This window comes from Bartonella sp. AP150HLJHH (genome assembly GCF_042196385.1).
Classification (GTDB): domain Bacteria; phylum Pseudomonadota; class Alphaproteobacteria; order Rhizobiales; family Rhizobiaceae; genus Bartonella.
The window spans coordinates 25,855-46,791 of the sequence record NZ_JBHIQC010000011.1 but is presented as its reverse complement, the minus strand read 5'-3'; the positions used below and the strand labels follow the sequence as shown (position 1 = coordinate 46,791).

The window sequence follows — 20,937 nt, the reverse complement described above, 5'->3', positions numbered from 1 at the left end:
GCTTTAAAATTTCAAGCAATCTTTCCATAAAAAGACCTATAATACATATTTTTTCTTTTCCGTCATAACACAAAAAATATTTGTGTATACACAGCGATATGATAAAAACTGCCAATCTAAGGAGATTTTAATGCCTCATTTTCATCTCATTTCGCCTTCTCTCTTGGCTTCTGATTTTTCTAAACTTGGACAAGAAATGTTAGATGTTGTTGATGCTGGTGCAGATTGGCTTCATCTTGATATTATGGATGGGCACTTTGTTCCTAACATCACCTTTGGTCCTGAAATCGTCAAAGCTCTACGCCCATTAACAAAAGCAATATTTGATGTCCACCTGATGATCGCACCAGTAGACCCTTATTTAGAAGCTTTTGCAAAAGCAGGTTCAGATATTATAACTATTCATGCTGAAGCAGGTCCACATCTTCATCGTTCATTACAAACAATCAAAAAAATGGGGAAAAAAGCAGGAATCGCACTCAATCCAAGCACCCCTGAACATGTACTTGAATATTTGCTTGATCAATTAGATCTCATTCTCATCATGACGGTCAATCCCGGTTTTGGTGGACAAAGTTTTATTCCAGAAATAAAAAATAAAATTAAGCGCGTTAAAAACATGATTGCAAACCGCCCTATTGATCTTGAAGTTGATGGTGGTATCACCGTTGATACAATTGGGATAGCTGCAAAAGCTGGTGCAAATGTATTTGTCGCAGGCTCTGCAATTTATAAAGATGGAAATAAAGAGCTTTACAAAACACGTATTAGTGCATTGCGCCAAGCCGCAATCCTCTCACAACAAGGAAAAAAATGATGATCGCACGTTATTCCCGCCCTGCAATGGTAACAATTTGGTCTCCCGAAACAAAATATCGTATTTGGTTTGAAATTGAAGCCCATGCCTGTGATGCCCTTGCTCACTTAGGGATTATTCCGAAAGAAGCCGCCAAAGTCATTTGGGAAAAAGGGGCAGCAGCTAAATTTGATGTCAATCGCATTGATGAAATTGAAGCAATTACCAAACATGATGTTATCGCATTTCTAACCCACCTAGCTGAATTCATTGGACCAGAGGCACGTTTTATCCACCAAGGCATGACATCATCTGATGTTCTCGATACAACGCTGAACATTCAATTGATGCGTGCGAGTGATATTTTGCTAGAGGATATAGATCAACTTCTTGAAGCATTAAAAAGACGTGCTTTTGAGCATAAAGAGACAATCACCATTGGGCGGAGTCATGGCATTCATGCTGAACCGACAACATTTGGAATCAAGTTTGCTCTTGCATACGCTGAATTTTCCCGTTGTCGCAAACGTCTTCTTGCTGCACGAGAAGAAATTTCTACTTGCGCGATTTCAGGAGCTGTAGGAACTTTTGCTAATATCGATCCACGCGTTGAAGAACATGTAGCAAAAGCCTTGAAGATGCGTACTGAACCGGTTTCCACCCAAGTAATACCAAGAGATCGTCATGCTATGTTTTTTGCAACACTTGGTGTTATTGCTTCCTCTATTGAAAGGCTAGCAATAGAAATACGCCACTTACAACGAACAGAAGTTCTTGAAGCAGAGGAACATTTCTCACCTGGGCAAAAAGGTTCATCGGCAATGCCTCATAAACGTAATCCAGTTTTAACAGAAAATTTAACTGGATTAGCCCGTATGGTACGTGCATTTGCACTCCCAGCCATGGAAAATGTAGCTCTTTGGCATGAACGTGATATTTCCCATTCATCTGTTGAGCGTTATATTGCTCCAGATGCGACTATTACACTTGATTTTGCTCTTTCTCGCCTCACATCTGTCATTGAAAATCTCATTGTCTATCCAGAAAATATGCAAAAAAATCTCAATAAATTCCGCGGTCTTGTTCACTCACAACGGGTTCTTTTAGCACTCACACAAGCAGGGATTAGTCGTGAAGATTCTTATCGGATTGTACAACGAAATGCGATGAAAGTTTGGGAACAAGGAAAAGATTTTTTAGAAGAACTCCTCAACGACAAAGATGTTACCAAAGCTTTAAGTGAAGAAGAACTTCGCGAAAAATTTGATCTTTCTTACCACACCAAACATATCAATACGATTTTTAAACGTGTTTTTGAAGAACAATAAAGCGACATAGAAAACCAAAATCCATTCAACCTATGATCAAAAATCTGTTGTAACAAAGAAAACAATTCATGAAAGCAAATCAACTCGATATTCTTATTGTTCCTGGTTACAAAGGATCTGGTCCAGATCATTGGCAAACACGCTGGGAAAAAAAATTGTCGACAGCCAGCCGCATTGAACAACTCCATTGGTCAAAGCCTGTTTGTGAAGAGTGGGTTAACAAAGTTAAAACCGCCATCGCAAAAGCTCAAAGGCCTGTTATGCTTATTGCTCATTCATTAGGAGTTCCCAGTGTTATTCATGCAACTGTACAAAATACAGAAAAAATTTGTGGCGCTTTCTTTGTTGCACCTCCAGATGTCGCCAATGAAAAAATACGTCCCAAACATTTAATGACATTTGGCCCCTATCATCGCCAAAAGCTTCCTTTTCCTTCTATTGTCATAGCCAGTCGCAACGATGAGTTTTGTCAATTTTCAGTAGCAGAAAAAATTGCCAATGATTGGGGATCACTCTTTGTTGATGCTGGGTATTCTGGCCATATTAACGCAGAATCCGGACACGGACCTTGGCCTGAAGGGCTTATGGTCCTCTCTCACTTTCTTGCAAAAATTTGATCCAAAAGAGGTGATCTTCTTTCTCATCGCTTATGTATCTTCACCTTTGGGTAAACGTGTAATGATAAAAATTATAAAAGTATCATAGCAATATCATTGAGAAATTCTATCAATTAGGATAGTATCATTTATCAATGTTATTAAAAACCTCTCAAGATAAATAGAGAATCATGATGAATCGTCGCCACCGTATTTATGAAGGCAAGGCTAAAATTTTATATGAAGGACCTGAACCAGGGACTTATATTCAATTTTTTAAAGATGATGCAACTGCCTTTAATGCAAAAAAACATGAAATTATCGACGGAAAGGGCGTTTTAAACAACCGAATTTCGGAACATATTTTTAGCCATCTTGGACGTTTAGGCATCCCAACACATTTTATCAAACGTATAAACATGCGCGAACAGCTTATTAAAGCGGTGGAAATCATTCCGTTGGAAGTTGTTGTTCGCAATGTTGCTGCCGGCTCTCTTGCTAAGCGTTTAGGACTGGAAGAAGGAACCCCGCTTCCGCAATCCATCATTGAATTCTACTATAAAAATGATTCTCTCGATGATCCTATGGTAACGGAAGAACATATCACAGCTTTTGGATGGGCTGTGCCACAAGAGATAGAAGATATCATGCAACTTTCAATTCGTATTAATGATTTTCTTTCTGGGCTTTTTGCCGGTGTTAACATCCAATTAATTGATTTTAAAATGGAATTTGGTCGCCTGTGGGAAGATGAAACAATGCGCATTGTTCTTGCTGATGAAATCTCTCCTGATTCTGCACGACTATGGGATATGCACACACAAGAAAAAATGGATAAAGACCGTTTTCGTCGTGATATGGGAGGGCTTATTAATGCCTATCAAGAAGTTGCCAAACGTCTTGGTATTATGAATGAAAACGAACCAACACGACCAAGTGGTCCCGTTCTCGTAAAGTAAAAACAAGGTAAAAAACATCACCTTATACAACCCCCCCTCTTCAAAGGAGAGGTTCTTTTAACAAGCAGGAAGCAAAAAATGAAAGCACGCATTACGGTTACTTTAAGAGAAAGCGTTCTTGATCCACAAGGAGAAGCAATTGTCGGTGCTTTAAAAAGTTTGGCTTTCGAAGGCATTCAATCTATTCGTCAAGGAAAGGTTTTTGATATTGTTCTTGATGATTTACCTTCTGAAACTGCAAAGAAAAAACTTGAACAAATGTGTGAAGAGTTACTCGCAAATACTGTCATCGAAAATTATACAATCGAACTTCTGTAAGTGAAACGCTCATGAAAACTGCCATCATTCAACTTCCTGGATTAAATCGTGATCGAGATATGGTTGCAGCATTACATCATATAACGGGAGTTGAGCCACTAAAAATTTGGCAAACAGAAACAACAATTCCAGATGTAGATGTTATTATTATTCCTGGTGGTTTTTCCTATGGCGACTACTTAAGATGTGGTGCGATTGGAGCGCGAACTCCCGTCTTAAAAGCCATTCGTGAAAAAGCACAAGAAGGTACGACAATTATAGGTATCTGTAATGGATTTCAAATTTTGTTGGAAGCAGGATTATTACCCGGTACTTTAATGCGTAACGCTTCTTTAAAATTTGTTTGTCGTGAAATCAAGCTTGAAGTCGTCAACGCCAAGACAAAATTTTCTCGATATTATTCTAAAGGACAAATTATTCGTTGTCCTGTTGCCCATCATGACGGAAATTATTTTGTTGATAGTGAAACATTGAAACAAATGGAAGACAATGAACAAATTGTTTTTCGCTATGCAGAAAATACAAACCCGAACGGCTCAATGAAAGATATTGCTGGTATTGTTAATAAAGCTGGTAATATTCTTGGTATGATGCCCCATCCTGAAAACTTTATTGAACCCGCCCACGGAGGTACTGACGGTCGTTTACTTTTTCAAAGTGCTTTAGAGTTAGTAAATGGATAATGCTGCAAAAATACTCGCGCTCCATAATTTAAAAAAATAAGGATTTATACCATTTCTTGCTTCATAAAGCTATAAACAAAGCTCTTCACAAACAACAATGGATATTATTTTCTAAACACATAATTATTTAAGACCATTTTTAGTCTTAAATCCCACCAAACAAACGGACAAAATCTTCAGCTTACTGTCTATAAATATTTTTATTATTAAACAACATGATTGTTTATAATATAAGCTGCTAGGTTAAAAAAATAAAAATACTAAATTTCGATTAATTTGACGGATAAATACTCATGAAGCCTTGCAATAACATCACTATTACATCAGAACTCATTGCACAACACGGGCTAAAAGAAGATGAATATCAACGTATCCTAACGTTAATTGGTAGAGAACCAACATTTACTGAACTAGGAATTTTTTCTGCGATGTGGAACGAACATTGTTCCTATAAATCATCTAAAAAATGGCTAAAAACTCTTCCGACAGAAGGAAAATGTGTCATCCAAGGACCTGGTGAAAATGCTGGTGTTGTCGATATTGGCGAAGGACAATGTGTTGTTTTCAAAATGGAAAGCCATAACCACCCTTCTTATATTGAACCTTATCAAGGTGCAGCGACAGGTGTTGGTGGTATTTTACGTGATGTCTTTACAATGGGAGCCCGTCCTGTTGCTGCTATGAATGCATTGCGATTTGGTGCTCCTGATCACCCACGAACACGCCATCTTGTTTCTGGTGTTGTTTCTGGAATAGGTGGTTACAGCAATTCTTTTGGTGTTCCAACGGTTGGTGGAGAAGTAAATTTTGATGAGCGTTATAATGGCAATATCCTTGTTAACGCTTTTGTCGCCGGTATTGCAAAGACAGACGCCCTTTTTTATTCTAAAGCACAAGGTATTGGACTCCCTGTTGTTTATCTGGGTGCAAAAACAGGACGTGATGGTGTCGGTGGAGCAACAATGGCTTCTGCTGAATTTGATTCTTCAATCAGTGAAAAACGTCCAACCGTTCAAGTCGGTGATCCTTTTACAGAAAAATGTCTCCTTGAAGCATGTTTAGAGCTCATGGAACTTGGAGCCGTGGTTGCTATCCAAGATATGGGGGCAGCAGGACTCACCTCTTCTGCCGTTGAAATGGGAGCAAAAGGAAATCTGGGGATACAGCTTAATCTTGATACAGTTCCTGTTCGAGAAGAAAACATGACAGCCTATGAAATGATGCTTTCTGAAAGTCAAGAGCGTATGCTCATGGTCCTTAAACCAGAACTAGAAAAGCAAGCAGAAGCAATTTTTCATAAGTGGGGACTACATTTTTCTATCATTGGAAAAACAACCGATGATTTACGTTTTCGTGTATTTCATCAAGGGGAAGAAGTTGTCAATCTTCCCATCAAAGAGCTTGGTGATGAAGCGCCTGTTTATGATCGTCCTTGGAGTGAGCCGGCAAAAAAAACACCCTTGAAAGCAGAAGACGTCAAAAAAGTTGAAAATCTTGGTGATGCGCTTCTGTGCTTATTGAATTCTGCTGATCAAAGTTCTCGGCGATGGGTTTATGAACAATATGATACCCTTATCCAAGGAAATAGCCTTGTTTGTCCAGGAGGTGATGCAGGCGTTATCCGTGTAGGAAACAACAGCAAACGTGCTCTTGCTTTTTCTTCTGATGTAACACCTCGCTATTGTGAAGCAGACCCTTATGAAGGGGGGAAACAAGCTGTCGCAGAATGCTGGCGAAACATTAGTACGACAGGTGCAACACCACTGGCTGCTACAGATAATCTCAATTTTGGTAACCCTGAAAAACCTGAAATTATGGGACAGCTGGTTTTTGCTATTAAAGGTATAGGAGAAGCTTGTAGAATCCTTGATTTTCCTATCGTTTCAGGCAATGTTTCTCTTTACAACGAAACAAATGGGGAAGCCATTCTTCCAACCCCCACAATTGCTGGTGTAGGCCTTCTTAATGATTGGTCTAAAATGGTAACAATAAGTGGTATGCAAAATGGAGATATTCTTGTTTTAGTAGGAAATTGCGGCTCCCATTTAGGACAATCAATCTATGCACGTAACATTTTAAATATTGATGCAGGCGCCCCCCCACCTGTAGATTTACAACTTGAAAAAAAGCATGGTCAATTTGTTCGAGATGTCATACATCGTGGTTTTATTCACGCCGCCCATGACCTTTCTGACGGAGGATTAGCGATAGCACTTGCTGAAATGGTGATTAAAGCAGGTAAAGGAATCAAAGTAAAATTAAGCAATAAATCACTCCATCATGCAGAACTTTTTGGAGAAGACCAAGGACGTTATCTTTTAGCCGTCAAACCTCACTCTCTTAATAGTCTTAAAGAGCTCGCACAAATCAATACAGTTTCTTTAACAAAGCTAGGTCAAGTTGCAGGTGATGCACTTGATATAGATGGAATACTAAAACTTTCTATAGACAAACTCACAAAAGCCTATGAAAACTGGTTTCCACAATTTATGGGTGAAGAGTAAAAATTGTTTTTTCTCTTAAACAGCCTTTATAAAAAATGAACAACATAGGAGAATAATGATGGCAATGAGTGCCCATGCAATTGAAACGCTTATTCGTGAAGGCATTCCTGATGCTACAGTAAGAATTCGTGATCTTGCTGGAGATGGGGAACATTATGCTGCAGAAGTTATTTCTGAAAGTTTTCGTGGTAAAACCCGTGTTCAACAACATAAAATGGTCTATGATGCCCTTAAAGGCAATATGGGAAATGACCTTCACGCCTTAATGTTGCAAACAAATGTCCCAAAATAATCTAAAATTTCTTCTTGCATTCACACATTTAATACGATTAAAAGCAGTATGAATATAAATTACACACTGATAAGAATCTGAAATATCGAGGGATAAAAATGACCACTGTTCATGATTTTATTGACAACGAAATTAAAACAAACGACGTCATTTTATTCATGAAAGGAACACCTGACGCTCCGCAATGCGGGTTTTCGGGACAAGTTGTTCAAATTCTTGATTATTTAGGATTGAATTATAAAGGGATTAATATCTTAACTTCTAACGAATTGCGTCAAGGGATTAAAGATTACTCAAATTGGCCAACAATTCCACAGCTTTATATCAAAGGTGAATTTATCGGAGGCTGTGATATTGTTAAAGAGATGTTTCAAAACAATGAGTTACAGGAACTTTTGAAAGAAAAAAATATTCCATGTAATCAATCATAGGTATCTTTCATTTTATTCAGACTCTTAAAAAGAGCTGTTTTCAGACGAAATTTTTATTTCAAGGATGCCATATGTCATATTCAGTCGATGAACAAACGCATAGAGATGCGATTAGAAACAAAATTGGCTATAAAGAATTTGTTATTCTTATTGCTTCGCTCATGGCTATTAACGCTATAGCTGTTGATATTATGCTGCCAGCTATGCCCGATATTTTAGACGGCTTAAATGTTCTCAATGAAAATGATCAACATTATATCATTTCGAGTTATCTTATTAGCTATGGTATTGCTCAAATATTTTTCGGTCCAATAAGCGATAGGTATGGACGACGTAAACTTATTCTTCTCGGGCTCGCTTTTTATTCATTTACGGCGATTGGCTGTGCCTTTGTAACTGATTTTTCTCTCTTACTTATTTTACGTATCTTGCAAGGTATTGGAGGGGCTGCTATGCGAGTTCTTACAGTTTCCGTCGTACGTGATCTTTACAGTGGTCGAAAAATGGCAGAAGTTATGTCTATTGTTATGATGGTTTTTCTTGTTGCACCAATGGTTGGTCCCGCAACAGGACAGATCATTTTACTTCTTGGACATTGGCAATATATTTTTATTTTCATGGCAATGATTGGTTTAGGACTGATGATTTGGATTCAACTGCGCTTGCCTGAAACTCTTTATGCGCAACGCTCTCTTTCCTTTTCTTCAGTTAAACACAACTTATGGATTGTAATAACCAATCGCACAACACTTTGCTATACACTTGCAACTTCCATTATTTTAGGCTGTATCTTTACCGCCGTTAATACATCACAACAAACATATGAAGGGATCTATAATCTAGGACTTTGGTTCCCTATTGCTTTTGCAGTTGGTGCTGCATTTCAAGCTCTATCATCATTCTTTAACTCTCAACTCGTTGGACGCCTTGGAATGCGGCGTATTGCTCATACTATGCTTTTGCTCTTTTGTGCCACTTCATGCATTTGGTTTATTGGGTCCATCTTAGCAGGTGGTGTTATCCCTTTTCCTTTTTATATGACGTTATATTGTATATTAATGTTTACCTGCGGTGGTATTATGGCCAATTTCAATACACTCGCTCTTGAACCTGTAGGAGAAATAGCTGGAACAGCTTCTTCTGTATCCGGCTTTCTTCAAACATCTATCGGCGCAGGACTTAGCTTTTTTATTGCCCAACAATTCGATGAAACAACCATCCCAAACTCAGCAGGATTTTTCTTTCTGAGTCTCACTGCCATACTTCTCGTCTTATGGGCTGAACGTGGTCATCTTTTTAGGCAATATCATAGTAATCCTAACGAATAAATATTACTACGAAAGATTAATAACATCTCTCTTGAACAATAAGAAAATAAACCTATCAGACAAAATAAAACATCTCCAAATAGAACACTCTTGTGTTAAACATTCACATTGTTTGTTTAAAGGTACAGCTCTCGAAATATCAAATCATTTCACGACAGCACCCATAAATGGTATAATGTAAAAAAACAAACATACCTATTGTTGCAACAACTCTTGTCTGTGAAACGGTTTATTAAAAAATATTTTGATTCTTTTCTTCAATAGTTTTTATGAAGACGGGCTAGTCTCTCATCTCATGACAGGCAAACAAACAGTTTTGATTGGTTTAACCTAAACAAGATCGAAATAAGAGAAAAACTTACGCTTTAGGTCTTTCGTTCAATATAAAAAATAATAAATTATCTTTATAAATTAATATCTTACACAATCATAAAACCATAGGAAACTTTCCCATTTATAAAATACATTTAATTGATAAATTTTCCTGATTTTGGAAATCCTCTTGGAACCAAACGCCCGACGCCCGCACGCATTCCCATCCATTCAATGAGATCATCAGCTTGACGGTTAAAGATTCGTTCAGCTATATCTTGCCAACTTAAGCCTTCTGATAAATTAAAAGTCTTGGCATCAACAACACCACCTTCTTTATAACGCTGTAAACGAACACCTTTACCGCGATTCATTTCTGGTATTTGTTCAATAGAAAAAATAAGCATTTTACGGTTTTCACCGACTACAGCAACATGATCACCATTTACCGGAACACAAAGCTTTACCTTATCAGGAGCTTTCACATTCATCACTTGCTTTCCTTTTCGTGTATTGGCGATCACTTCTGCAGAAGAAACAATAAAACCATTACCGTGAGATGAAACCAAGAGCAATTTTTCCTCGGCGTGATGCACAAACGCTGTGAGAACATCGTGCTCATCATCCATATCAACTAAGAGACGAATAGGTTCACCATGTCCCCGCCCTCCAGGTAAATTATTTGCACCAATAGCAAAAAACTTCCCCCCCGTACTGATCAGCACAATCTTGTCGGTCGTAAATGCTGGAAAGGCTAACTTTAAACTGTCTCCTTCTTTAAAAGAAAGTGCTTTATAATCGTTCAAGTGTCCCTTCAAAGCACGCATCCACCCCTTTTCAGAAATAACAATAGTAATCGGTTCTTTTTCGATCATTGCTTGTTGAATATCATCAAGATCATGTCTTGGTGCCTCTTCAAACGTCGTACGTCTTTTCCCCAAGAGTGTTTCAGGACCAAAAGTGTTTCGAACTTTTTTGATTTCTTCTGAAATTATTTTCCACTGTTTTATAGGAGAAGCTAATAAATTCTGTAGTTTTTCTTTTTCAACTTTCAAACTTTCAAATTCTTTACGAATTTCAAATTCCTCAAGTTTACGCAAAGAACGCAAGCGCATATTAAGAATAGCTTCAGCTTGATTTTCTGTTAATTCAAACCGATTAATCAGCTTCTTTTTCGGTTCATCCTCTTCACGAATAATCTGAATGACCTCATCGAGATTTAAATAGGCAATAAGATATCCATGAAGAATTTCCAATCGGCTATCAATTTGATCAAGCCGATAATAAGAGCGACGAATAAGCACTTCTTGACGATGTTCAAGCCATTGCTGCAAACTTTCTCGCAAAGAAAGAACATTGGGTATTTTTCCCAAAGACAAAACATTCAGATTAAGGGGAAATCTTACTTCAAAGTCAGTCAATTTAAAAAGAGACTCCATAAGGAGCTCCGGATCAACCGACCGATTTTTAGGAACAAGCACGATTCTGATATCTTCTGCTGATTCATCTTGAATATCCTCAAGCATTGGCAACCGACGTGCAAGCAACAATTCCGCAGTTTTTTCAATAAGGCGTGACTTTTGAACTTGGTAGGGAATTTCAGTTACAACGATCACATAAGAACCACGGCTACCAGGTTCCTGATGCCAACGTGAACGCAAGCGAAAGAATCCACGCCCAACACGATAGGATTCCTCAATACTTTTTTTAGGTTCAACTAAAATTCCCCCCGTCGGAAAATCAGGACCAAGAACGAATTGATTTAATGCCTCATCATTTACATCGGGATGCGCAATCAAATGGAGTGCTGCATCACAAAGCTCAGCAACATTATGGGGTGGAATAGATGTTGCCATACCAACAGCAATACCAGAAGAACCATTTGCTAAAAGATTAGGGAAAGCTCCTGGTAAAACAACCGGCTCTTCATCTTCCTCATTATAGGTTAAACGAAAATCAATAGCATTCTCATTAATTCCTTCAAGTAACAATGCAGCCACTTCAGTCATACGTGCTTCCGTATAACGCATGGCAGCAGCATTATCACCATCAATATTACCAAAATTGCCTTGCCCATCAACCAACGGATAACGAACAGCAAAACTTTGAGCCAAGCGCACCAAGGCATCATAAATAGACGCATCCCCATGAGGATGAAATTTTCCCATGACATCACCAACAATCCGCGCACATTTCGCATAAGACTGTCCAGGATTTAGTTTGAGAAGACGCATCGCATGAACAATCCGCCGGTGGACCGGCTTCAATCCATCACGTACATCAGGCAATGCACGGTGTGTAATCGTAGAAAGTGCATAAGCCAAATAACGTTCCTGTAAAGCAGAACGTAATTCTATTGGTTCAATATGTTCTTTATCAAAAGGTAAATTCATTTTATCAGACATAGATTAAAACAACAATTCCCACAATAATAAGAAATTATTTTATAGGATTTATTTAATGAAATCTTCTATGAGTCGACTTTTTTATTAAAAGTCAATTACATAAAAACAAACGCTGCAATTAGAACATGAACAGAAAATTATATCAATTTGAAAAATTTATACATGTCCTTCCCCCCTTGTCCTAAGTAATTTATTGAAAGCTTTGTCAAATTCGACGATAATTTAACTGCCCACAAAGAGTTATTTCATCTTTTTCTGAAATGACAAAAGCACCTTTCAAACATCATCTTTTATTATAAAGATAAATTGTATAACAACCCCATTCAGTTTTTCTACGAAAAACCAAAAAAATGTTCAAAGCTTATGAAATTTAAACTTTTCAGAGTAAGTCCATAGAATGGAAAACCACATTATTCTCATAAAAACGAAGAGACACAATTCTCTGCTACAACGTTGTAAAAACTTCAATAAAAAATAAATAATATATTGACATATAAAGATAATTAATTTTTTTCAACTAAAATGAGGCTCCCGAATATTATAGAATTCTTTTATTTCTAATTTATTCATGATCAAGCAATTATAATTATTTCCTCACCTATCACAAGGGGAAAAGCCACTATAGAAACAAGGAATAAAAATGCCTCGTAAAGAATCAACACAATAGCGTTTTGCCTATCTAAATTTCACAAACAGTACACGCACACACCGTTGACTCTTGAAAGGCATCAAAACTTCACTCTACGTAGAAAAGATGAAACCAATCCATTATCAACTTTATGAGCTATTTTTGTGAGTAGGAGCCATGCGGATTCCTAAATCACGTAATTGTGTAGGAGAAACATCAGACGGAGCGCTCATTAAAAGATCAAGCGCCTGTTGGTTCATAGGGAATAAAGCAACTTCACGCAAATTTTTAACACCTTGTAACAGCATAATAATGCGGTCAATTCCCGCAGCCATACCACCATGTGGTGGAGCCCCATAATGGAATGCACGATAAAGACCACCAAAACGATCTTTCACAACTTCCTTAGAAAGTCCTACAAGTTCAAAAACTTTAAGCATCATTTCTGGTAAGTGATTACGAATTCCACCTGATGCAATTTCATAACCATTGCAAACAAGATCATATTGAAAAGCTTTAATAGTAAGAGGATCTTGACAGGCAAGGGCATTTTCTCCCCCTTGAGGCATGGAAAAAGGATTATGTGCAAAATCAATCTTTTTTTCATCTTCATTCCATTCAAAAAATGGAAAATCAACAATCCACGCCAAAGAGAAACTATCTCTATCAAGAAGATCTAATTCTTCCCCTATCCTTGTGCGTGCTGCTCCGGCAAAAGATGAAAACTTTTTTGGATCGCCAGCTACAAAAAAACAGGCATCCCCACTTTCAAGACCAAGCTGTATACGGATTGCTTCAGTCCTCTGTTCACCAATATTTTTGGCGATAGGCCCTGCTCCTTCAAATTTTCCTTCTTCTTCACGCCAAAAAATATAACCGAGCCCTGGTTGCCCCTCGCCTTGTGCCCATACATTCATACGATCACAAAAAGCACGACTTCCACCCGTTTTAGCTGGAATAGCCCACACTTGTGCATTCTCATCATTCGCTAAAATTTGAGCAAAGACTTTGAAACCAGAATTATAAAAATGCTGAGAAACATCTTCCATAATGATCGGATTACGTAGATCAGGCTGATCAGAACCATATTTTTGCATTGCTTCATCATAGGAAATGCGAGGAAAGCTTTGTGTCACAGTCTTTCCATCTGCAAATTCTTCAAAAATAGAACGCATAATAGGTTCCATAGTTGCTAAAACATCTTCTTGCTCAACAAAACTCATTTCAACATCTAATTGATAAAATTCACCAGGAAGACGGTCGGCCCTTGGATCTTCATCTCTAAAACATGGAGCAATCTGAAAATAACGATCAAAACCTGACATCATCAACAATTGTTTATATTGCTGTGGCGCTTGCGGTAGCGCATAAAATTTTCCCTGATGAACACGACTTGGAACCAAAAAATCACGCGCTCCTTCCGGCGATGAAGCTGTCAAAAGTGGCGTCGTAAATTCCGTAAAACCATTATTTTGCATAGCCCGTCTCATAGCCGCAATAATTTCAGTCCGACGCATGATATTTTTGTGCATAGTCTCCCGACGCAAATCAAGAAAACGATATTTTAATCGAATATCTTCTGGATAATCAGGCTCACCAAAAACCGGTAAAGGAAGCTCATCAGATTTTGAAAGAATTTCTACCTCTTGTGCAAAAATTTCAATCTCACCTGTTGGAAGCGTTGCATTAATAACCTCATCAGAACGAGCACATACCTCCCCATCCACACGAATAACCCATTCAGAACGCACTTTTTCAATAACTTTAAAAGCTGGTGAAGCAGGGTCAGCAACAATTTGTGTGATTCCAAAATGATCACGTAAATCCACAAAAAGAATCCCTCCATGATCACGAACACGATGAACCCACCCCGAAAGACGAACTTGTGTTCCTACATCACATCTACGGAGAGCCGCACAATGATGACTGCGATAACGATGCATGTTTTTTGCCTTTGATTATAATATTCACATGCGCTACAAACGCTTTTTAATAACCATTTGTCAAGATATGAGAATAAAAACTCAAAAATAAAGTCAACAAAGGACAAATTTAATTTATCGAATTATAATAAAATGATGAATCTTATTACACAAACAACAGATCTTGAAATTGCACTTAACGCTCTACGTACCTCTGATTTTGTAACAGTCGATACTGAGTTTATCCGCGAAACAACTTTTTGGCCTCAACTGTGTTTAATCCAGCTCGCATCACCAGATGTCACAGTTTTGATTGATCCCATAGCACCAGATATTGATTTACAACCTTTTTTTGACCTTATGATCGATAAAAAAGTTGTAAAAGTTTTTCATGCTGCGCGCCAAGATATTGAAACAATTTATCATCTTGGAGGTGTTATTCCTTCCCCTCTCTTTGATACGCAAATAGCAGGATCAATTTGTGGATTTGGTGATTCTATCTCCTATGATCAAATTGTACAACGCTGTACAGGGCATCATCTTGATAAATCCTCCCGCTTTACAGACTGGAGTTACCGCCCTTTGTCGGAAAAACAACTGCTCTATGCACTTTCCGATGTAACTTACTTAAGAGATGTTTACTTGTTATTGAAAAAAAGGTTAGAGAAAAATCAACGAGCTCACTGGATGGATGATGAAATAACAATCCTTTTAAATCCTAAAACCTATGATATGCCAGAAGATGAAGCATGGAAAAAAGTGAAAGGAAAAATTAAAAAGCCACGTGAACTTGCTGTATTACAAAAGATAGCAGCTTGGCGGGAACGTGAAGCACGAAAATACAATATGCCACGTCGTCATATCATAAAAGATGAATGTCTTATAGAAATAGCAACCCAACAACCAAAAGATGAATCTGCATTAAAACGGTTGCGCAGTCTTAATAAGAATTGGGATAAACTCTCAATTGCTCAATCATTAATCAAAGCTGTCCACGAAGGATTAGAGGTGGATCTTTCTACTTTACCCCCCATTCCTAAACATAATCCACTCAATGATACGACAGCCGCTGTTATCGATCTGCTCAAAGTGTTATTAAAAATTGTTGCAAATGAAAACAGCATTGCCCCTAAAATTATTGCAACATCTAATGATTTAGAAAAAATTGCCAATGGAGGAATAAAGAAAAATATTCCCGCTATGAATGGCTGGCGCTATGAAATATTTGGTAAAAAAGCCGAACAACTGCTAAAGGGCCAGATAGGGTTTTACTTTAACGATGGAAAAATAAGCACAAAACAGCTTTAATTTACATTTTCATTTTGAAAAATCCATTACGCTACTCATTATCTACATCAATTGGTATGCCCTATAGGCCAACGCAAACAGGATAAATAAAGCCTACTTCTGACAAAGTTAAAAAATTAAATAGTAAACTCTTATTAAAATGATAGCTAAATCTTTATCAGGTCAATTAAATAGAAATCCCATTAAAAATAATCTAAAAAAACAGACAGTTCCTTATTTAAAAGTTTTGAAAAAAAAAGTTCTGATAATAAAAGCGCATTCATTACAAAAATAGCAGCCTAGAAATAGGAACAAACAAAGATATAATGCCTCACGTCACCATATCGTATTAAAAACTACCAAGATTGCAATCTAACAATCAAAAACGAGCCAGCATAACAACTAAAATACCTAACAAAAGCAATATATTGATTTCTAACGATAATCTAGCGTTATTTATATTGAATTAGACCTCCGAATATCGTAAGATTCTCTCATTCCATCTCAATAAGACTCATAAAGTTTCACATAAGAAATTATATGATAAAGCGCTGTTTTTTATAAATTAAACACCTTTCAAAGGATTCGAAAATCATGGTTAATAAATAGTTGTGATTTATTTCTATTTTTTATAGTGAAAGGATTTTATAATGACTGAAATGATATTCTTTTGACAGACCGTGAAAGTGCAAAACTGTTTCATATGAGTATTTCAACATTCCAGCGTCATGTAACCAATAGATCTCTCCCAAAATCTTTAAAACTTGTTTTTTATCGCGTTGGTTACAATCGAATCTTATCAAGATAATCGAGCAAGCTAAACAGAAACGTTATAACGACGCAGCATAAAAAGAAAACCCTTTCACGTAAAAATGGACAAAACTTTTCATTTTCACATGAAGCTTATGAAGTGAAAAATCCATCCTGTGATGCAAGTAACAGAATAAAAAATTATGTTTTCTTTTATGAATGCTCAGGCATTACAAATGCTTTGCGTGGTGTCTAGCAGGGGCGTTATGGAACAAGTCCTATTGTCCAGCTCATGATGATAGGCTACCTAGTTTATCCCTCGTCAATGGCCCTATTATTAAGACATAAAACACGAATAAATTAGGAAAAAAATCAAAAAATTTCAAAAGCGAGAGGTTGTTTTATTATTTTTGATAACTTCTGTAATCGTCCAAGAGGACGTTCTCCTAATAACCCAGCGTAATTCTTTGGGATCTGCAGGATAATATGATCTGCTTTTTTATGCCACAATAAATGAGGTAAAATTCCTGCAACAGAAGCACTAAAAAGATGAGCAATACGCATAGTTTCGCCAAGAATACGTGCTTTTTCAATTATATTTTGAGTTGCTAATTGAAAAATGGGAAGAGATTCTTTATCAACCAATAAACTCGTATTGCGAAAAAAAACAGCAAGTGCCGCATAAAGGCGCCCTTCATGAGAAATTCCTGGATAAGATCCTAAAGCTATTTGATTTGCTGCTTCATTGCCTCGATAATCTGGATGTATACGCCAACCAATATCCGCAAGAAGACAAGCGGCTTGACGATAACGGCATTCATTTTCGGTTTCTGAAATTCCAAAAACTTCAAAAGCATTCGTCGTAAAATCAATGAGTTCTTCTGCTTGTTTTGGTGAACGTGCCCGTAAAATAGCCATTTCTGTGCATGCTGCAATGAGAGGATCTGAAAGTCGAATCGCCTGCGGCAATCGTGAATAAAGAAAACCTTCACGAACGCCAGCACCAGAAAAGATTATCTTTTCAAACTCCATACACTGAATGAGTTCAATAAGAACTATTGCCCCATAAGATAAAAGTTTTCGACGGTTCTGAGAAACCGCTGCAATCCCTCTCATATTATCAATATTGCCACGTGCTACAAGACGTAAAAAGTTCTCCATTTCAACAGCATCAACTTCATAGCCATGCATAACAGGGAGCCGATAGTGTTTCATTGCCATATGGAGTTTTGCCAAATTACGCCATGTCCCCCCTACTGCATAAAAATAACGTGCTATACCTTTACGAGCACGAACAACAGACGATTTATAAAATTGCTCATGTACAATTTTTGTAGCTACAGCACTATCATTATTTGACATATACTGTAGCCTTAAACCACCCAATGGGAGCGTTATCCCTTCACCAACATCAGAATGATCAATATCAATCAGCTCAAGACTTCCACCACCAAGATCCCCAGAAATACCTTTTGGTTGATAAAAAGTAGACACAACTCCATATGCTGAATACATAGCTTCTTCACTTCCTGAAAGAAGATATATTTTATTTTGCAAAATATCTTCAGCATGCTGAATAAATGCTACGCCATTCTGTGCATCTCGTGCTGCTGCTGTTGCTAAAGTATAGACCTCATCTGCCCCAATCTGTCGACAAAGCGTACGAAACCGTTTCAGTGTTTGCAACGCCATTTTCATCGATTTTTCTTCTAAAAATCCTGTTTTCGCCACACCATGACCGAGACCACAAAGAATCTTTTCATTAAATAAAACTGTTGGTGACCGAACAAGCCCCTCATAAATAACCAACCGAACAGAATTTGAGCCAATGTCAATAACAGCAACAGGCTTACGCCCTTTTAACCGACCTTGAGCATCTCTATATGTCATTGGATTTTAGTCTTTATGTATTTCGGCTTGTTGCCGATGCAACGCAACCAAGCGCGAAACAGAAGACTCAAAAGACTCATTTTCCCCCGCAAAACTTGTATTGGCCATAAAATACTCCTGCGCATTAAATAGACTTTCACCTATCTGCGGTGTAATACGTTTTGATGTTCCATCCTTAAGTATATCAAAGCTTTGTTGATTATCAATGATATTAGCTAACATAATCTGTAAAAGAATTTTTTGACGCACTATTTTATTAAAAACCGGAACCAATATTTCAATACGATAGTCCAAATTACGAGGCATCATATCAGCAGAGCCTAAGTAAACGAGTGCATTTTCATTAGGCAAATCTTGACCATTCCCAAAACAAAAAATGCGACTATGTTCAAGAAAACGCCCAACAATTGATTTTACACGAATATTATCCGAAATTCCTAGAATACCAGGCCGTAAACAACATATCCCCCGCACAACCAAATCAATTTGCACCCCTGCTTGACTGGCACGATATAAAGCATCAATAATTTCAGGATCAACCAATGCATTAACTTTCATCCAAATAGCAGCAAACCTTCCCTGTTGTGCATGAACAATTTCTCCCTCAATATGCTCTAAGATACGACCACGCAGTGTTAAGGGTGAAAAAGCAATCTTCATTGTTTCATTTGGACGCTCATATTGCGCAATATAATTGAATAATAACGCAACATCATGAGCGATATCATCATCCGTGGAAAAAAAAGAAAGATCGGTATAAGTTTTAGCATTAATGGGATGATAATTTCCTGTTCCAAGATGAACATAAGAGCGAAGACGTTTTCCCTCACGTCTCACAACTAATGACATCTTAGCATGCGTTTTTAATGCAATAAAACCAAAAATAACTTGAACTCCAGCACATTCAAGATCCCGGGCCCAACGAATATTTGCTTCCTCATCAAAACGTGCTTTAAGTTCTACCAAAGCAGTCACAGACTTTCCCTGTTCAGCTGCTTTAATCAAAGCGCCAACAATTGGACTATCATTTGATGTACGATAAAGTGTTTGTTTTATTTCTACAACATCAGGATCGCAAGCAGCTTGACGTAAAAATTGGACAACAACATCAAATGTCTCATAGGGGTGATGAATCACAATATCATTTTCACGAATAGCCGCAAAACAATCCCCATGATGTTCACGAATACATTCTGGAACACGAGAAATATAAGGAATAAATTTAAGATCATCGCGGGGAATAGAAACAATTTCTGATACCGTATTAAGCGCTAAAAATCCGTCAAGGACATTAATACAATTATCAGGAACAGCGAGACTATTCGCTATAAATTGGCGTAAACTCTCTGGCATTTTTGCGTCAAACTCAACTCGAATAACCTGCCCACGGCGCCGCCTTTTTAGAGCAGTTTCAAAAAAATGAACAAGATCCTCAGCTTCTTCTTCTACTTCAATATCGCTATCTCGGATTATTCTAAATGTACCAATTCCTTTAACCTCATAGTTAGGAAATACATGTTTAATAAAAAGGCAAATAACATCTTCAGATGCGATAAAACGAAAATGATTACCTTCTTGAGGAAGAAGAACGAAACGCCTTAAAAGCATTGAAATAGACAACAATACTGTGTGTGAATTCTGATCAGTTTCTCCAGACAATTGAAGCCCAATAGAAAGCCCTAAATTAGGAATAAACGGAAAAGGATGAGTAGAATCAACAGGTAAAGGTTTTAAAACAGGAAAAATTGTCTCAAGAAAATATTTTTCAAGCCATGATTTTTCAATTTCTGAAAGATCATCAGAACAAATAATTTCAATATCATTCTTTTTTAATTCATCACGTAAAACATTCAATTCTCGTAGTTGGTGAGCCTGCAGCTTTGAAATCTCAGCTAATACAATATCAAGTTGTTCCTGTGGAGTGTGCCCATCTGCACTGCACGCTGTAACGCGAGCACGAATTTGAGCTGCTAGTCCTGCAACACGAACCATAAAAAACTCATCAAGATTTGCAGCTGAAATAGAAAGAAATTGTAGACGTTCTAATAAAGGATGTTTCGAATTAGCCGCTTCCATCAAAACACGATTATTAAATTGTAGCCATGAAAACTCTCGATTAATAAATCGTACCGGATTTTTCATTGTTATATTCGATATAGAAATTTTATCTACCACCCTCTGTTCCATATATCCTAAATAATTTTCTTTTATATTTTCTAAAATCCTTGACGAAATATCTCACATAACATTTGATAATATGTTATCATCATAATAATATATCAATGCCTAACTTCCCTCATCATTTTTCCATTTAATATTTAAAAGTACTTGGAATTATTGCTATGCGCAAAGCACTAAAAGTAAGACAACTATTCTAATATAGCATAAAAGAAGAGAAATTTGTCTTAAAAAGCATCTTGCATTATTATACGCTTTATTACAAACTCACGCCTATAAAATAGAAGAGCCCAATCATAGCTGATGAGAAAATTTATTCTGGAGTTTGTA

The 20,937-nt window shown here is 37.2% G+C and carries 15 protein-coding genes and 1 pseudogene; 12 read left to right on the top strand and 4 right to left on the bottom strand.

Features of this window, described 5'->3' with window-relative positions; all coding sequences use genetic code 11:
* Positions 1 to 130: 130 nt before the first annotated feature.
* From rpe to ACFING_RS05950, 10 genes are all read left to right on the top strand, one after another.
* A complete protein-coding gene (gene rpe / locus ACFING_RS05995) occupies positions 131 to 817 on the top strand; it encodes a ribulose-phosphate 3-epimerase (protein ID WP_375613084.1) in 687 nt (228 codons plus the stop codon).
* A complete protein-coding gene (gene purB / locus ACFING_RS05990; RefSeq protein WP_375613148.1) occupies positions 817 to 2,124 on the top strand; it encodes an adenylosuccinate lyase in 1,308 nt (435 codons plus the stop codon). Before rpe ends, purB begins: the two co-directional genes overlap by 1 nt.
* Before the next feature lie 68 nt (positions 2,125 to 2,192).
* Positions 2,193 to 2,741 carry an RBBP9/YdeN family alpha/beta hydrolase gene (locus ACFING_RS05985; RefSeq protein ID WP_375611547.1) on the top strand — a complete coding sequence of 183 codons (549 nt, stop codon included), beginning with the start codon at positions 2,193 to 2,195 and terminating at the stop codon, positions 2,739 to 2,741.
* A gap of 173 nt (positions 2,742 to 2,914) precedes the next feature.
* A complete protein-coding gene (purC, locus tag ACFING_RS05980; RefSeq protein ID WP_273791179.1) occupies positions 2,915 to 3,679 on the top strand; it encodes a phosphoribosylaminoimidazolesuccinocarboxamide synthase in 765 nt (254 codons plus the stop codon).
* 78 nt (positions 3,680 to 3,757) lie between these two features.
* Positions 3,758 to 3,997: a phosphoribosylformylglycinamidine synthase subunit PurS gene (gene purS / locus ACFING_RS05975; RefSeq protein WP_375611546.1), complete on the top strand. Its 240-nt coding sequence runs from the start codon at positions 3,758 to 3,760 to the stop codon at positions 3,995 to 3,997.
* A gap of 11 nt (positions 3,998 to 4,008) precedes the next feature.
* Complete coding sequence (purQ, locus tag ACFING_RS05970; RefSeq protein WP_375613086.1) at positions 4,009 to 4,680, top strand: phosphoribosylformylglycinamidine synthase subunit PurQ; 672 nt, start codon at positions 4,009 to 4,011, stop codon at positions 4,678 to 4,680.
* Positions 4,681 to 4,973: 293 nt separating this feature from the next.
* On the top strand, positions 4,974 to 7,184 hold the full coding sequence (purL, locus tag ACFING_RS05965; protein ID WP_375630178.1) for a phosphoribosylformylglycinamidine synthase subunit PurL: 2,211 nt from the start codon (positions 4,974 to 4,976) through the stop codon (positions 7,182 to 7,184).
* Positions 7,185 to 7,242: 58 nt separating this feature from the next.
* Positions 7,243 to 7,476, top strand: coding sequence for a BolA/IbaG family iron-sulfur metabolism protein (locus ACFING_RS05960; protein ID WP_375611543.1), 234 nt, complete (start codon positions 7,243 to 7,245; stop codon positions 7,474 to 7,476).
* A gap of 98 nt (positions 7,477 to 7,574) precedes the next feature.
* Positions 7,575 to 7,907, top strand: coding sequence for a Grx4 family monothiol glutaredoxin (gene grxD, locus ACFING_RS05955; RefSeq protein ID WP_375606638.1), 333 nt, complete (start codon positions 7,575 to 7,577; stop codon positions 7,905 to 7,907).
* A gap of 71 nt (positions 7,908 to 7,978) precedes the next feature.
* Positions 7,979 to 9,235 carry a multidrug effflux MFS transporter gene (locus tag ACFING_RS05950; protein ID WP_375611542.1) on the top strand — a complete coding sequence of 419 codons (1,257 nt, stop codon included), beginning with the start codon at positions 7,979 to 7,981 and terminating at the stop codon, positions 9,233 to 9,235.
* 467 nt (positions 9,236 to 9,702) lie between these two features.
* On the opposite strand, the gene parC is transcribed toward ACFING_RS05950, so the two are convergent.
* Together parC and aspS are read right to left on the bottom strand one after the other, a co-directional pair.
* Complete coding sequence (gene parC / locus ACFING_RS05945) at positions 9,703 to 11,952, bottom strand: DNA topoisomerase IV subunit A (protein ID WP_375630177.1); 2,250 nt, start codon at positions 11,950 to 11,952, stop codon at positions 9,703 to 9,705.
* Positions 11,953 to 12,729: 777 nt separating this feature from the next.
* Entirely contained in the window at positions 12,730 to 14,523 is a 1,794-nt protein-coding gene (aspS, locus tag ACFING_RS05940) for an aspartate--tRNA ligase (protein WP_375630176.1), read from the bottom strand.
* 132 nt (positions 14,524 to 14,655) lie between these two features.
* Here aspS and rnd point away from each other — a divergent pair, with 132 nt between their 5' ends.
* Both rnd and ACFING_RS05930 read left to right on the top strand, forming a co-directional pair.
* Positions 14,656 to 15,810 carry a ribonuclease D gene (rnd, locus tag ACFING_RS05935; RefSeq protein WP_375630175.1) on the top strand — a complete coding sequence of 385 codons (1,155 nt, stop codon included), beginning with the start codon at positions 14,656 to 14,658 and terminating at the stop codon, positions 15,808 to 15,810.
* A 643-nt stretch (positions 15,811 to 16,453) separates the two neighbouring features.
* Positions 16,454 to 16,638: pseudogene (locus tag ACFING_RS05930) on the top strand (DNA-binding protein).
* Between the two features lie 273 nt (positions 16,639 to 16,911).
* Here the strand turns inward: ACFING_RS05930 and ppx are convergent.
* On the bottom strand, positions 16,912 to 18,429 hold the full coding sequence (ppx, locus tag ACFING_RS05925) for an exopolyphosphatase (protein WP_375611538.1): 1,518 nt from the start codon (positions 18,427 to 18,429) through the stop codon (positions 16,912 to 16,914).
* A 6-nt stretch (positions 18,430 to 18,435) separates the two neighbouring features.
* The gene (locus tag ACFING_RS05920) at positions 18,436 to 20,616 is read right to left on the bottom strand and encodes an RNA degradosome polyphosphate kinase (protein ID WP_375630174.1); all 2,181 of its coding nucleotides are present in this window, start codon (positions 20,614 to 20,616) and stop codon (positions 18,436 to 18,438) included.
* Positions 20,617 to 20,937: the final 321 nt, after the last annotated feature.